General features: G+C 57.2%; 10 protein-coding genes. 4 read left to right on the top strand and 6 right to left on the bottom strand.

What is annotated here, in order from left to right:
• Positions 1–129: 129 nt before the first annotated feature.
• The 5 genes from hutI to D3A97_RS01175 form a co-directional block, all read right to left on the bottom strand.
• Complete coding sequence (gene hutI, locus D3A97_RS01155; RefSeq protein WP_119075832.1) at positions 130–1,329, bottom strand: imidazolonepropionase; 1,200 nt, start codon at positions 1,327–1,329, stop codon at positions 130–132.
• Between the two features lie 28 nt (positions 1,330–1,357).
• On the bottom strand, positions 1,358–3,031 hold the full coding sequence (gene hutU, locus D3A97_RS01160; protein WP_119075835.1) for a urocanate hydratase: 1,674 nt from the start codon (positions 3,029–3,031) through the stop codon (positions 1,358–1,360).
• Positions 3,006–4,574, bottom strand: a complete 1,569-nt coding sequence (gene hutH / locus D3A97_RS01165; protein WP_119075837.1) for a histidine ammonia-lyase — start codon at positions 4,572–4,574, stop codon at positions 3,006–3,008. Before hutH ends, hutU begins: the two co-directional genes overlap by 26 nt.
• 104 nt (positions 4,575–4,678) lie before the next feature.
• The gene (locus tag D3A97_RS01170; RefSeq protein WP_119075840.1) at positions 4,679–5,197 is read right to left on the bottom strand and encodes a MarR family winged helix-turn-helix transcriptional regulator; all 519 of its coding nucleotides are present in this window, start codon (positions 5,195–5,197) and stop codon (positions 4,679–4,681) included.
• A 64-nt stretch (positions 5,198–5,261) separates the two neighbouring features.
• Entirely contained in the window at positions 5,262–5,651 is a 390-nt protein-coding gene (locus tag D3A97_RS01175) for an SET domain-containing protein (RefSeq protein ID WP_119075842.1), read from the bottom strand.
• A gap of 91 nt (positions 5,652–5,742) precedes the next feature.
• On the opposite strand from D3A97_RS01175, the gene D3A97_RS01180 reads away from it, so the two are divergent.
• Complete coding sequence (locus D3A97_RS01180) at positions 5,743–6,618, top strand: bestrophin family protein (RefSeq protein WP_119075845.1); 876 nt, start codon at positions 5,743–5,745, stop codon at positions 6,616–6,618.
• 29 nt (positions 6,619–6,647) lie between these two features.
• Positions 6,648–8,024: a magnesium transporter gene (gene mgtE, locus D3A97_RS01185; protein WP_119075847.1), complete on the top strand. Its 1,377-nt coding sequence runs from the start codon at positions 6,648–6,650 to the stop codon at positions 8,022–8,024.
• A 102-nt stretch (positions 8,025–8,126) separates the two neighbouring features.
• Here mgtE and D3A97_RS01190 read toward each other — a convergent pair whose 3' ends face one another.
• The gene (locus D3A97_RS01190) at positions 8,127–8,678 is read right to left on the bottom strand and encodes a histidine phosphatase family protein (RefSeq protein WP_119075850.1); all 552 of its coding nucleotides are present in this window, start codon (positions 8,676–8,678) and stop codon (positions 8,127–8,129) included.
• Positions 8,679–8,728: 50 nt separating this feature from the next.
• Here D3A97_RS01190 and D3A97_RS01195 point away from each other — a divergent pair, with 50 nt between their 5' ends.
• Together D3A97_RS01195 and D3A97_RS01200 are read left to right on the top strand one after the other, a co-directional pair.
• On the top strand, positions 8,729–11,077 hold the full coding sequence (locus tag D3A97_RS01195; protein WP_119075853.1) for a S9 family peptidase: 2,349 nt from the start codon (positions 8,729–8,731) through the stop codon (positions 11,075–11,077).
• Positions 11,078–11,119: 42 nt separating this feature from the next.
• Positions 11,120–14,725, top strand: coding sequence for a TraB/GumN family protein (locus D3A97_RS01200; RefSeq protein WP_119075855.1), 3,606 nt, complete (start codon positions 11,120–11,122; stop codon positions 14,723–14,725).
• Positions 14,726–14,787 lie beyond the last annotated feature (62 nt).

Consider the following 14,787-nt stretch of genomic DNA (forward strand, 5'->3'; position numbering starts at 1 on the left):
ACGGTTGATTTGGCGGCGTAACCGGCAGCACCGTATAAATCAGTGTTGCCATTACCTGCGTGCCAGTGGTGTAAAATCATCTTATGCAACGAGCAGCCGCGTACGCCTTGCAATGGCCCGCTGCTTTCTTCAGGCATCCGCCACTTCCTCCCCTCCCTTCCACACGGTTACCGGCTTCATGCTGCCCTGGTAATAAAGGATATCCCGATGGTCTTTACAGGGGTAAGCCTGCAGGTCTCCCGCCGGCAGCGCCATGCCCAATGCTTTGGCGGCGCGGACGGTCAGGCCGGCCAGTACTTCCGCGGTAGACAGTTTTTCCGCCGCGCTCATCACGGCCGCCTGCATCAGCAGGTCTCCCATAGGCGCGGAGCCGGGGTTCCAGTCGCTCGCAATGGCTACGCAGGCGCCTGCGTTCAGCAGTTTACGGGCGGGCGCATAATGCATGCCCAGGCCCAGTGAGGCGCCGGGCAATACCACCGCCACCGTGCCGGAGGCCGCCAGCCTTCGTATATCCTCTTCCGTAGAGGCCTCCAGGTGGTCTGCAGACAGCGCGCCGGTTGCTACCGCCACCTGCGAGCCGCCGCTGCTGAACTGGTCTGCATGCACCGTAATTTTCATACCGGCGGCCTGCAGGAACTTTCTGGCATCCGCGGCGGAAAACGCTGTTTCTTCAATGAAAATGTCTACCCGCTCCGCCAGCTGTTCTGCTTTTACCAGCGGCAGCAGTTCATGGATGATCCAGCGCAGGTATGCCTTTTCATCCCCGTCAAAATCTTTCGGGCGCATGTGCGCGGCCAGGCAGGTAGGCACCAGGGTGGCCCGGGTATGCAGCGCCGCCGTTCTGATGGCGCGGAGCATTTTCAATTCACTGTCCGCATCCAGGCCGTAGCCGCTTTTTACTTCTATGGTGGTAACGCCGTTCAGCAAATGGCGGTTGGCGCGGGCTACGGTGTTTTCCGCCAGCTCCGCGTCCGTAGCTTCGCGGGTTTTTAGTACAGAGTCCCAGATGCCGCCGCCGGCGCGGGCAATGTCCAGGTAAGACTTGCCGGCTATGCGCATGGCATAGTCACGGCTGCGGCTGCCGGCAAAGCAGATGTGGGTATGTGCGTCTACAAAGCCCGGTATCAGCACCTGCGGCACTTCTACTATTTGCAGGGCGGCTTTGGGGTGTTCTTTCCGGAGCTGTTCAAAGCGGCCGAAAACAACAGCATCTCCCCGCATGAGCACGCCGCCGTTCTCCATGATCTGCAGTTGCTCATCCGGAACGGGGCCTTTCTCCGGCAGGCCTGCCAGCGGCAATATTTGTGAAAACGGGCCAATGAGTTGCATATGGTCGTTTTTAGTGTCAGTAAATTTGCTACAGGTGCAGGCCAAACTTCCTGCTCCACTCCTCCGCTCTTTCATATCCTGCGTCTGCATGGCGGAAAATACCCAAAGCGGGGTCATTGTACAACACACGCCGGAGGCAGGCCTCGGCCCGGTCTGTACCGTCTGCCAGCACCACCATACCGGCGTGCTGGGAGTAACCCATCCCCACGCCGCCGCCGTGGTGGAAAGACACCCAGGTAGCGCCGCCGGCGGTGTTAGACATGAGGTTCAGCAACGTCCAGTCGCTTACCGCGTCAGAGCCGTCTTTCATGGCCTCTGTTTCCCGGTTGGGCGAGGCCACGGAACCACAGTCCAGGTGATCTCTGCCGATCACGATGGGCGCTTTCACCCGGCCGCTGCGTACCAGCTCATTAAAGAGCAGGCCCGCCTTTTCCCTTTCTCCCATACCCAGCCAGCAAATGCGTGCGGGCAGGCCCTGGAAGGCCACCCGCTCCTGCGCTTTTTGCAGCCAGTTGATCAGTGGCGTATTATCAGGAAAGGCTTCCATCAGCGCGCGGTCTGTAGTATAAATATCTTCCGGGTCACCAGAGAGCGCCACCCATCGGAAGGGCCCTTTGCCTTCACAAAAGAGGGGCCGGATGTAGGCCGGCGTAAAACCGGGGAAATTGAAAGCGTTGGCTTCCCCGCCTTCGCGGGCAAACTCGCGGAGGTTGTTGCCATAGTCGAACGTAATGGCGCCGCGCTGCTGCAGCCGCAGCATAAAACCTACGTGCCGCGCCATGCTGGCCAGCGAAAGCTGTTTGTATTGAACGGGGTCGGTTGTACGAAGTTCTGCCGCTTCCGCCAGGCCTAGGCCATTGGGCACGTAGCCGTTCACGGGGTCATGCGCGGAGGTCTGGTCTGTGAGGATGTGGGGCGTGATGTTGTCCCGCAGCAGCTGTTCCAGCATATCCCCCGCATCGCTGACAAGGCCAATGGATAACGCTGCTCCTTTTGCCATGGCGTCTTTTGCCCAGGCAATGGCTTCCTCATAAGAGTGCGTCATGCGGTCTATATACTTTGTATCTATACGTTTCTGTATGCGGGCTGGGTCTACGTCTGCGCCCAGGAACACCGCACCGGCCATGGTAGCCGCCAGCGGCTGGGCGCCGCCCATGCCGCCAAGGCCCGCGGTTACCAGCAGCTTGCCCTGCAGGTTGCCGTCAAAATGCTGGCGGCCGCATTCCACAAAGGTCTCATACGTGCCTTGCAGAATGCCTTGCGTGCCAATGTAGATCCAGCTGCCCGCCGTCATTTGCCCGTACATCATCAGGCCTTTGGCGCGCAGTTCGTTAAAATGCTCCCAGGTAGCCCATTTGGGCACCAGGTTGCTGTTGGCCAGCAGTACGCGGGGCGCTTGCGGGTGGGTGCGCACAATGCCCACCGGCTTGCCGGATTGCACCAGCAGGGAATGATCTTCATCCAGCGTCAGCAAGATGTTGATGATCTGCTGCAGCGCTTCCCGGTTGCGCGCCGCCTGCCCTATGCCGCCGTACACCACCAGTTCATCCGGGTTTTCCGCCACCTCATGGTCAAGGTTGTTCAGCAGCATGCGGAGTGGGGCTTCTGTTTGCCAGGAGCGCGCGTTGAGCTGTGTACCGCGGGGCGCTTTGTAATGCGGGTGTGCCGCGTAAGTATCAAAGAAGCTGGAATTGTTTTTCATAAGGGCCGTTTAAATTGATCTGGTGAGCGGCAGCCGTTTCATTAGCTGCCTGTACTAGTGAACCGCTGCTTACCAACTGGTGCAGCGCGGCAATGTCTATGGCAAACACGCGGTCTTTTTTGGCAAAGGCCACATGTTCCCTTACGTGATGGTGGCAGGCTTCTATTACCGGCGCAGACTTTAGCGGCCGCCTGAAATTGATGGCCTGCGCGGCGTACAGCAGCTCTATCGCCAGTATGTACTCCAGGTTGCCGATCACCTGCATCAGCTTTCTGCCACTGATGGAGCCCATAGACACATGGTCTTCCTGCCCCAGGGAGGTAGGTACGCTGTCTGCGCTGGCGGGGAAGCATAATGTTTTATTTTCCGTTACCAGCGCCGCCGTGGTGTACTGCGGTATCATAAAACCGGAGTTGAGGCCGGCATCTTCTATCAGCAGTTTGGGCAGGCCGTAGCGGCCTTCTATCATCATGTAACAGCGGCGGTCCGCAATATTGCCCAGCTCCGCCGCCGCAATGGTGGCGTAGTCCAGCGGCAGGGCCATGGGTTGCCCGTGAAAGTTGCCGCCGCTGATGGTGTCTTCCGCGGAAAAAATAATGGGATTGTCTGTTACAGCGTTCAGCTCTATGGCCGTCAGCGCTGCCAGGTGCTGCCAGGCCGCGCGCGAAGCGCCGTGTACCTGCGGCATGCAGCGGAGAGAATAAGGATCTTGCACCCGCCCGCAGTCCACATGCGAGGCCATGATCTCCGAACCGCGCAGCAGCGCGTCCAGCCGGTGGGCTACCAGCTGGTTGCCGGGGAAAGGCCGTATGGCGTGCAGCCGCGGGTCAAAGGGTTTGGCGGTGCCCATCAATCCTTCCAGGGACATGGCGCCGATCACGTCTGCCGCTTCCAGCGCGTTCCAGAGGCGCTGCACGGCTTTGGTGGCAAAGGCCAGTATGAACTGTGTGCCGTTGATCAGCGCCAGCCCTTCCTTGGGGCCCAGCACTACCGGTTGCAATCCTTCCCGTTGCAGTACGTCCGCCGCGGGCAGCTGTTGGCCCTTATACCATACCTGCCCCAGCCCTATCAGCGGAAGGAACAGGTGGGAAAGCGGCGCCAGGTCCCCGGACGCGCCCACGGAGCCTTTTTCCGGTACCAGCGGGGTAACGCCCTGCTCAATATGCCAGATAATACGCTGCAGTGTAACCGGGTCCACGCCTGAATAACCCTGCGCCAGCGCATGCACTTTGGTGATCAGCATCAGCCGCGCAATTTCTTCCGGTATGGGCGCGCCCACGCCTACGCTGTGGCTTTGCAGGATGTTGTACTGCAGGGCGCGGGTATCTTCTTCTGATATCTTGGTATCGCAGAGGGGCCCAAAGCCGGTGTTGATGCCATACACAATGGTATGTTCCTGCACTATGGCCTGCACATGCCGGTGGCTGGCTTCCACACGGGCCATCACCTCCGGCAGCAGCACGCCCTTTGTTTGCCCGGCGGCAATGTTCAGCGCCGTGGCTACCGTGAGGGTGTCTTTACCGTAATTAAAAACCTTGCTCATGTAAAACTATTTTGGTGTTGATGGGGCGGCGGCCGGCAACTGCCGCTGGTCAATCTCCCGTTGGATGAATGTCTGTTTGTGCGGCGGCCGGCAACCGCCGCTGGTCAGCCTCCTGTTGGATGAACGTCTGTTTGCATACCGGCCGGCAACCGCCGCCGGATGCGCTCCGCCAGCGGCAACGCTTCTACTGCCTGCTCCAGCGTATTGATAGCCTCCAGTATTTTGCTGCTTTGTTTATGCTCCGCCACCAGCTCTTGCATGGCCACGTCTATCCCTTTCCAGACCGGCAGCACCTGCTCCAGCAAAGCGCTCCCCTTTTTGGTGAGCGCCACCCATTGCCGGCGCCCGTCTTCCTCGCACCGGCTGGTTTTCACCAGCCCTTTCTTTTTCAGGTTGGTCACCAGCTGGCTCACGGCGGAGTGGGATACTTCCAGCTCCGTGGCAATGTCCATCAGCGTCAGCTGTTCCTTTTCAGACAAGAGGTAGAACAACGGGAACCAGCTGGCGTCAAAGCCGATGCCCGCCTGGCTGTACACTTTGTTCACCTCCGCCAGGAAGTATTCGCTCAGCCGCCGCAGCCGGCTGCCAAAGATCAGGTAGCCCAGTTTCGGATAAAATCCCATAAATATATAAGTGCTTATATAATTTACAATATTAAGAAATCCGGCGCATACGGCCCGGATTTTTTTATTTGCGTTTTACATCGAACCAAACGGGTGAACTGTCTTCCACCTCTCCATTGTAGTTAATGGACAGCTCCTCGCCCTTCCTGATATCGCGGCGGGTCTTGATGGCCATCGTTTCCGCCTCAAAGTCCATTTCATACTCGCAGTTCGGGTCATACGCGTGGTTGTAAATGGAACAAAAGCCAAGTGCAATGCAGGAGCGGGTTTCCCTTGCGCCCCAGAGGAAAATGTAGTTGTGCAGTTTAGTTTTGTCTACGATTTGCGTATCGTTGTTGGACAGCACCAATACGGGGGATATTTCTATTTGCGTACCGGCGGGAATAGGTTCTTTGGTGAAAACACCACGGCCTTTTTCTTTCGTTTTCTGAATGTATAAATACGGCTTGATCATAATCTCACGTAATAAAGAGACGTAAAATAACATCAAACCGGGCAGTTAACAAAATGCAGGGGAATCAGAATTGATATTTATTTTTGCCGGTATGATCAACTATAATCCGAAGGACTGGTTTACTTTCATTTTCCGCATCCATAAGGCAGATACCGTTAAAAGGCTGTTCCCGATGTTTGTTGCCATTGCCCTCTATTCCGCGGCAATAGCCTGGCTGGAGCTGGAAGTGTTCCGCCTGTCTGAAAAGGACCATATCCGGAACATCACGGCCATGCATGGCCTGCTGGGCTTTGTGATATCGCTGCTGCTGGTGTTCCGTACCAATACGGCGTATGACCGCTGGTGGGAAGGCCGCCGGCAATGGGGGCTGCTGGTGAACAACAGCCGCAACCTGGCCCTGAAGCTGCAGGCCATACTGCCCAAAGGGCACCCGGCCCGGGCGTACTTCCACACTATGATACCCAACTATGCGTTTGCCATGAAAGACCACCTGCGGGGGGAGTTCCACATACATTCACTGGAAGGGCTGACGGCGGAGGAAACGGCCGCCCTTGACGGCCAACGCCATATGCCCAACCAGGTAGCCGCGTTCATCATGAACAAAACCGGGGAACTGTACCGGCAGCAGGTGATTACCGGTGACCAGCTGATCACCATCAACGCGCAGCTGGAATCCCTCACGGATATCTGCGGCGCCTGCGAGCGTATCAAAAACACGCCCATCCCCTTTTCGTACAGCGTGTTCCTTAAAAAGTTCATCTTCTTTTATGTGATGACGCTGCCCATGGGTTACGTGTTCGGGTTGGGTTACCTGGTCATACCCATGGTGGTGTTCATCTTTTACGTGCTGGCCAGCCTTGAGCTGATCGCGGAAGAGATCGAAGACCCCTTCGGCAAAGATGCGAACGACCTGCCTACGGACGTGATCAGCGGCAACATCCGCAAGCATGTGCAGGAGATCATATAACAACTGTTTTCACGCAAGGCCTGTTTACTATGGAAAATGCAGCATTACTGGAGCGATTTGAAGAGCTGGTCAAAGAGCAGCCCTCCCGGGAACTGAAAACCTTCCTGGACGATCAGCTGATCACAGACATTGCGGACCTCATCTATGAAGTGCCCGAAGAGGCCGTGGTGATCATGGAACACCTCACCCTTGGCCGCGCCGCCGCCGCTTTCAGGATATTGGAGTTCCCCGCGCAGGAAGACATCATCAAGGCGCTGCCCGCCGCCAAAACCGCGGAGCTGCTGAACGAGCTGCCGCCGGATGACCGTACGGCCTTCCTGGAAGAGCTGCCCAGCCAGGCCGTACAGGAGCTGATCAAACTGCTGCACCCGGAAGAAAGAAAAGTGACCCTCTCCCTGCTGGGCTATCCCGAAAGCAGCGTGGGCCGCATCATGACGCCGGATTACATTGCGGCCAAAGCTCACTGGACGGTAGAACAGGTGCTGCAGCACATCCGGATGTACGGGCGGGACAGCGAGACCATTGACGTGATCTATATCATTGATGATGAAGGCAAGCTGCTGGACGATTTCCGTATCCGGGAGTTCCTGCTTGTATCTCCCTCCACACAGGTCAGGTCACTGATGGACAACCGTTTTGTAGCGCTCCATGTGAACGATGAACAGGAGGAGGCCATACAGGTGTTCAGGCTGGAAAACCGTGTGGCCCTGCCCGTGGTAGACGATAAAGGCGTGATGCTGGGCATTGTGACCATAGATGACATGCTGTGGATCGCCAATGAAGAACATACGGAAGACATACAGAAGATAGGTGGTACCGAAGCGCTGGACGAGCCTTACCTGGACATGCCTTTTTTCAGCCTCATCAAAAAACGCGTGGGCTGGCTGGTCATCCTCTTCATCGGGGAAATGCTCACCGCCACGGTCATGACCTACTTTGAAGATGAAATAGCCAAGGCCGTGGTACTGGCCCTGTTTGTACCGCTGATCATTTCCAGCGGCGGCAACAGCGGCTCCCAGGCTTCCACCCTCATCATCCAGGCCATGGCGCTGGGTGAGCTGACCACGCGTGACTGGTGGCGCGTAATGCGCCGCGAGATATTCTCCGGCCTGATGCTGGGCAGCGTGCTGGGGCTGGTGGGCTTTTTACGGATACTGATCTGGAACTCCTTCTTCCATACTTACGGCGAACATACTTTCCTGATAGCCGCTACCCTGGGCGTGTCGCTCATTGGCGTAGTGCTATGGGGCACCCTTTCCGGCTCCATGTTGCCGCTGCTGCTAAAAAGAGCGGGCGCGGACCCGGCCAGCTCTTCCGCCCCCTTTGTGGCCACGCTGGTGGATGTAACGGGGCTGCTGATCTATTTCAGCGTGGCGTACCTGTTCCTGAACGGGATCTTGCTGTAACGCGGCGCACCGCAGCAAAACTGCTCTGCCGCCTGGAGGCCCTAGTCTCAGCATATTGCCTGTTGTGCCAATCCGCGCCTCCAATCCAGCCGGCGGTATTGGTCAATACCGCTGCTTCACCAGCCGGCTGCCTTTAGTTGACTTATATACAATGAAAAGGTTGCCATAATCCGTGTCTGCAATAGCGTCCATACGCGGATCAACGTTCAGGCTTTTGAGGATGGGGAGGAGCGTGTTGCTGTGGCCTATGATCAGGATGCGCCGGCCCCAGTCTCCCCGCCGGCTGATCTCGTACAGCAGGGACTCGCCCGTACTGTCCGGCTGGTACAGCACGGTGTCTATGCTGTTGCGGATGCGCAGGCTGTCTCCCGTTTGCATGGTACGCCGGTACCTGGTGCTGTATATTTTGCTGATGGCGGAATCTTTCAGCAGCCGGTACAATTTGCCGGCGCGCTGCAGGCCCGCCGCGGTGAGCGTGGAGTCTGCCCCGGGATTCTTTTCCGCATGCCGCACCAGGAAGAAGGTGCCCGTCAGAAAAGTGGTATCTTCCGTTACCGGCACCTGTTCCCTCGCCGCCTGCTGCCCTTGCCCGCAGGCCGCCAGCAGTAAAGGGAAAAGCATGCCGGTCATCATATTGCGCGCTGTTGTGCCCATGTTGTTCCTTATCTTGCAACAAATTATAAAATTCTACACTATTCATCAATATGAAAATAGTACTCGCGTTCCTGGCGGGTGTACTGCCTGCCATTGCCAGCCATGCCCAGCAACTTACCGTAGAAAAGATCATGCGTGACCCGCAATGGATCGGCACCTCGCCAGACAACATTGATTGGGACGGCAACAGCAAAACGGTATATTTTCTCTGGAATCCAGAAAAGGCCTATGCGGACTCCCTGTACAGCATCAGCCTTGCCGCGCGCACGCCAGTAAAAACACCCGCGGCGGAACGCGGCCGCATCAGCGCCCGCAACAATGCCCAGTACAACCGGTCTTACACGCAAAGCGTGTATACCTACCAGGGAGACGTGTACCTGCACAGTGCGGCCGGCGGCACAGATACCCGCATTACCAGCACCGCCGAGCAGGAAACCGCCGCCGGCTTTTCTTTCAACGATACCCGCGTAATATTCCGGCGCAACCGCAACCTCTACTCCTGGAACATCAAAACCGGGGAAACGGAGCAGCTCACAGACTTTACCAGCGGCGCCAAACCGTCAGACAAACCCGCTGTGCTTACGCCCCAGCAACAGTACCTGCAAAACCAGCAGCAAGACCTGTTTGATGTATTACGGGAAAAGAAAGCCAAAGCGGAGGCAGCCAAAACATTCAGTAAAAGCCTGCCGGAAGCGCGGCAGCTGCGCACTATTTACCTGGAAGATAAAGTGTTGACAGATGCACGCATCAGCCCGGACGGGCGTTTTGTGGTGTACCGCCTCTACAGGGCGCCGGCCGGCAGCAGCACACAGGTGCCCAGCTACGTTACCGAAAACGGCTACACGGCGGCTCTCACCGCGCGCCCGAAAGTAGGCAGTCCGCAGGGTACCTCCTACAGCTATGTATTTGACCGGGAAAAAGATACCGTACTGCCGGTAAGGACCGCCGCCTTGCCCGGCCTGGGAGACAAGCCGGATTATGTGAAAGACTACCCCGGCAAAGACACCGCCAGAAAAACGCGCGCGGTTTCCATCTACGGGCCATCCTGGTCTCCCAACGGCACGCATGCGCTAGTGAACATCACGTCAGAAGATAATAAAGACCGCTGGATCATGCTGCTGAACTGCGCCACCGGCGGGCTGGAACCGGTAGACCGCCAGCGGGACGAGGCCTGGATAGGCGGCCCCGGCATCAACAGCGCCGGCATGGGCTGGATAGACGAGCAAACGTGCTGGTTCCAGAGCGAGGCCACCAGTTACTCCCACCTGTACACTTACCATGTGGCCGCAAAACAGAAAAAGGCGCTTACGCATGGCAGCTATGAAGTGCAGGAAGCCAAACTCTCCCGCAACCGGGATTACTTTTACCTCCTCACCAACGAAGTACACCCCGGTGAAAAACAATATTACAGGCTGCCCGTAACCGGCGGCCGTGCGGAAAGGCTGACCAGCATGCCAGGCGCCCACAGCGTAAGCCTCAGTCCCGATGAAAAGTGGCTGGCCTACCGCTACTCCCGCTCCAACCAGCCCTGGGAGCTGTACCTGCAGGAAAACAAGGCAGGCGCCCCACCTGTGCAGATCACCCACCTGGCGCAGTCTGCTGAATTTAAGGCATACCCATGGCGCCCCGCCAATGTGGTCACCTTCCAGGCGCGGGACGGGGAGACCGTACATGCCAGGCTCTACACCCCCGATGCCGCCAAAAAGAACGGTGCGGCCGTCATATTCGTGCATGGCGCGGGTTACCTGCAAAACGCCCACCATTGGTGGAGCCAGTACTTCCGGGAATACATGTTCCACAACCTGCTGGCAGACCTGGGCTACACCGTGCTGGACATAGACTACCGCGGCAGCGCCGGCTACGGCCGCAACTGGCGCACCGGCATATACCGGCATATGGGCGGCAAAGACCTGACAGACCAGGTTGACGGCGCCCGTTACCTGGCACAGCAGCATGGCGTAGACCCCAAGCGCATCGGCATTTACGGCGGCAGCTACGGCGGGTTCATCACCCTTATGGCCATGTTCACCACACCAGATGATTTTGCGGCCGGGGCCGCCCTCCGCTCCGTAACGGACTGGGCGCATTATAACGACGGTTATACCGCCAACATCCTGAACCGCCCGGCCGAAGACAGCATTGCCTTCCGCCGCTCCTCTCCCATCTACTTCGCCGAAGGCCTCAAAGGCCACTTGCTGATGTGCCATGGCATGGTAGACGTGAACGTGCACTTCCAGGACATTGTACGCCTCTCCCAGCGCCTCATTGAACTTGGAAAAAACAACTGGGAGCTGGCCGTATACCCGGTAGAAGACCACGGCTTTACGGAGCCTGCCAGCTGGACGGACGAGTACAAACGCATCCTGGCCCTGTTTGAACGGGTACTGCAACGCCGCTAATTTCAGTATATTTGGAGGTACCTAAATCCCTGGAGTCTCCATATGAACCGTCTGAAAAGCGTTGCAAGCTGCTGCCTGGCCCTGATGTTCTCTACCATTCTGCATGCACAGTCTAAAAAATACCAGGGCCTGTTGTGGGAGATCTCCGGCAAGAACATGCCAAAGCCTTCCTACCTCTTCGGTACCATGCACGTCAGCAGCAAACTGGCCTTTCACCTGAGCGACTCCTTTTACCATTGCATCAGAAGCTCGGACATAGTAGCGCTGGAAACCGACCCGCGGCAATTGCAGGAAGATTTTTCCAACAGCAAAATGCTGCGGCTCAGCTCCCGCTACCTCCATGATATGGGCAGCAGCGGCACCATGAGCCCTGATGCTTTTACCATCGGCGCTTATGCAGACCTGGTGCGCACGGGCCTCACCTACCGCCCTGAAATGATCAACCACCTGCTGTACCGCTCCTTTGCCGCGCAGGAAGATTTTGAAGAAGATACTTTCCTGGACATGTACATCTACCAGGTAGGCAGCAAGCTCGGCAAAAAGGCCGCCGGAGTGGAAAACTTTGAAGAGTCTGAACGGCTGATGCTGGAATCTTACCGCGATGCGGCCAACGACCGCAAGGCGAGGAAAAACGTACGCCAGGCGGAAAATCCGCAGGAGGCCCGCAGAAAACTGAACGACGCTTACCGCCGCGGGGACCTGGACATGCTGGATTCCATTTCCACAGACCAGTACGCATCGCCCGCTTTCCTGGAAAAGTTCCTGTACAAACGGAACGAGAACATGTTCCATGCCATTGACTCCATCATCCGCCGCGGCTCCCTCTTTGCCGGCGTTGGCGCGGCCCACCTCCCCGGGGAGCGCGGGCTGATAGAAATGCTCCGCAAAGCCGGCTATACCGTAAGGCCCGTGGCCACCACCAACCGTGACAGCGGGCAGAAAGAAACGCTTGACCAGCTCAAGGCACCTGTATCTTTCCGGCGTTATGCGTCTGAAGACGGCTGGGTGGAAGCAGACGTGCCCGGCAAGCTGTACAACTTCAGCAACCTTACCATGCTCAACCAGCTGCAATACGCAGACCTGGCCAACGGCGCCTATTACCTCGTCAGCCGCATCAAGACCAACGCCCTCAGCCTCGGCCAGCGGGAAGAAGACGTATACCTGAAAGTAGACAGCCTCCTGTACGAGAACATTCCCGGCAGGATCATCTCTAAAAAAACCATCCACCTCAACGGCTACAAAGGCTTTGACATCAGCAACCGCACCCGCCGCGGAGACCTGCAGCGGTACAACATTTTCATCACGCCCTTCGAGATCATCATATTCAAGATCAGCGGCAACGGTGAGTACGTAGCAGGTGAAGAAGCCGCGCGTTTCTTTTCCTCCATCCGCCTCAAACCGTTCAGCAGCGGCAGCTGGACGGACTACCACGCCGCCGCCGGGTTCAGCGTAAAAATGCCGCATACGCCTGTAACGGCCAACCATGTTGCCCTCCGCACCCTCAGCAAACGTATGGAATACGAAGCGCTGGACGGCCGCAACGGCAACAGCTACCTGGTGATGCACAAAACCATACCAGACTATTCCTCGCTGGAAGAAGACACCGTAGACCTGAGCTTTGCGGAAGAAAGTTTCCTGCAGTCGCAATTCATCAAACAACAGAAAAGCCGCCGCTTCATCAGCTGGCAGGGCTACCCCTGCCTGGAGCTGCTGCACCTCAATACAGACAATAGTTACACACAAACCCGCATACTGCTGCGCGGCGCGCACTACTACCTGCTTTCCGCCCGGTACCGGAACGATAAAAAACCCGTACAGGAATTTTTCAACTCCTTCACGCCCGCGCAACCGGTGTACCGGCGCTTTGAACAGTACCGTGACACCAGCCTCCATTTTTCCGTGAAAACCGCCGTAGTGCCCAATGATGATGAAATGCTGATGGAAGCCTTCACCGGCAGCGGCGCCGGCGAGAACAACGAACACCTGAACCGTGTGCGCAACAAGGTGTTCAGGGTAGACAGCACCGGTGAGGAAGTACGGGTGATATTCCGCAAGTTTAATCGCTACTACAGCGCCAAAGACAGCGCGGGCTTCTGGCAAAACCAGGTGGAAGACCTCAGCGACCGCGGGGATTTTGTGATACACCAGCAGCAATATGAGCGCCTGCCCGGCTGGGAAAGCATGCTGCTGCAAATGCGTGACACCAACAGCAGCCGCAGCCTGCAGTACAAGGTGATACTGCGCAACGGCGTACAGTACACGCTCTATAGCGTAACAGACAACATACAAGGCCCCTCTGAATTTGTGCGCACCTTCTTCAGCAGTTTCACGCCCGCGGATACCGCCATTGGCGCCTCCATTTATGCCAGCAAGGCCGCCGGCCTGTTCGCGGACTTTTACAGTACAGACAGCACTACCCGCCAGCAGGCGCGCAGCTCCGTTGGCACGCCTGACTACAAGGATGAAGACGCGCCCGTGCTCATGGGCATGATACGCGGCTGGAGCGCGGCGGAAAAAAATTACATGGATGTGAAAACAGACCTCATCGGTGAGCTGGGCCGCATCAAACATCCTGACATACTGCCCTTTCTCCAGAAAGCCTATGAGGCCGCCAATGATACCGCCAGCCTGCAACGCAGCATACTGATAGCCCTGCTGCGCCAGCAAACAACGGCCGGCCACGCCCTGTTTAAAAACCTGGTACTGAAAGAAATTCCCGTTTTCAGCGACGGTGAAAATATCTATCCCCTCTTCCGCCCGTTATACGATTCCCTGCAACTGGCCCGCGCCCTCTTCCCCGACCTGCTGGAGCTGACCGCGCTCACGGATTACAAAGAGCCCGTATACAACCTGCTCTCCACGCTGGTAGACAGCAGCCTGGTACAACCCTCCCTGTACGCGGACCACGTGAGCCAGCTGGCCTTTGACGCGCGCATTGCCCTGCAGAAAGAACTGGCGGACGAGCAGAACAGGCTGCACCGGCGGGATGATGACGAGATGGAAAACGAAGCGCAGGAAGCCAACACCACCCTGCACGATTTTGCCGTATTGCTGCTGCCCTTCCGGCAACAGCATAAAAATGCCGAACGTTTCCTGGCGCGCTATGAGAGCAGCGGCAATCCCGCGCAACAGGTCTTGCTGGCACAGCTGTATATGAAAAACAACCTGCCGGTATCAGACAGCCTGCTGCAGACCATTGCGGCGCAAGACCGCTACAGGGTCTCGCTCTGGACGGCCCTCAGCGCCATCAATCAACAAAACAGGTTCCCCGCCGCCTACAACAAACAGGAGCTGATGGCGCGCAGCCTGCTGTACGGCGCCATGGAGTACAATGTGAAAGTAGACACCCTCGTATTACTAGGCAAGAAACAAACCTGGTACCGCTTCCGGAAAAGCACCGTGTACGTTTACAAATACCGGCAAAAAGATGCGGATACCTGGTACTTGGGCATCAGCGGCCCGCAGCCGGAAGATGAAAAGAAATGCGCGGACAGCGACCAGTTATCTCAATTCACCCGCATCCGTTACAAAACCGACAAGCCGCTGTCAGAGCAGATCACAGGCGTTATACGCCACGTAAAGTACCGGAACCGTTCAGGCTGGAACGGAGACAGTTCTTTTATGGACATGACCGGCGCAGATTACTGATACTGCTTTTTTACACGCTCGCAAACATGCTGGAATGTGCCTCCAACGGGGCACATTTTAAT

It is taken from the genome of Chitinophaga alhagiae (genome assembly GCF_003568665.1).
Lineage (GTDB): Bacteria > Bacteroidota > Bacteroidia > Chitinophagales > Chitinophagaceae > Chitinophaga > Chitinophaga alhagiae.

Excerpts from the sequence above, each read along its gene's own strand:
- hutI (WP_119075832.1), bottom strand. The coding sequence starts at position 1,329 with ATGCAACTCATTGGCCCGTTTTCACAAATATTGCCGCTGGCAGGCCTG.
- hutU (WP_119075835.1), bottom strand. The coding sequence starts at position 3,031 with ATGAAAAACAATTCCAGCTTCTTTGATACTTACGCGGCACACCCGCAT.
- hutH (WP_119075837.1), bottom strand. The coding sequence starts at position 4,574 with ATGAGCAAGGTTTTTAATTACGGTAAAGACACCCTCACGGTAGCCACG.
- D3A97_RS01170 (WP_119075840.1), bottom strand. The coding sequence starts at position 5,197 with ATGGGATTTTATCCGAAACTGGGCTACCTGATCTTTGGCAGCCGGCTG.
- D3A97_RS01175 (WP_119075842.1), bottom strand. The coding sequence starts at position 5,651 with ATGATCAAGCCGTATTTATACATTCAGAAAACGAAAGAAAAAGGCCGT.
- D3A97_RS01180 (WP_119075845.1), top strand. The coding sequence starts at position 5,743 with ATGATCAACTATAATCCGAAGGACTGGTTTACTTTCATTTTCCGCATC.
- mgtE (WP_119075847.1), top strand. The coding sequence starts at position 6,648 with ATGGAAAATGCAGCATTACTGGAGCGATTTGAAGAGCTGGTCAAAGAG.
- D3A97_RS01190 (WP_119075850.1), bottom strand. The coding sequence starts at position 8,678 with ATGGGCACAACAGCGCGCAATATGATGACCGGCATGCTTTTCCCTTTA.
- D3A97_RS01195 (WP_119075853.1), top strand. The coding sequence starts at position 8,729 with ATGAAAATAGTACTCGCGTTCCTGGCGGGTGTACTGCCTGCCATTGCC.
- D3A97_RS01200 (WP_119075855.1), top strand. The coding sequence starts at position 11,120 with ATGAACCGTCTGAAAAGCGTTGCAAGCTGCTGCCTGGCCCTGATGTTC.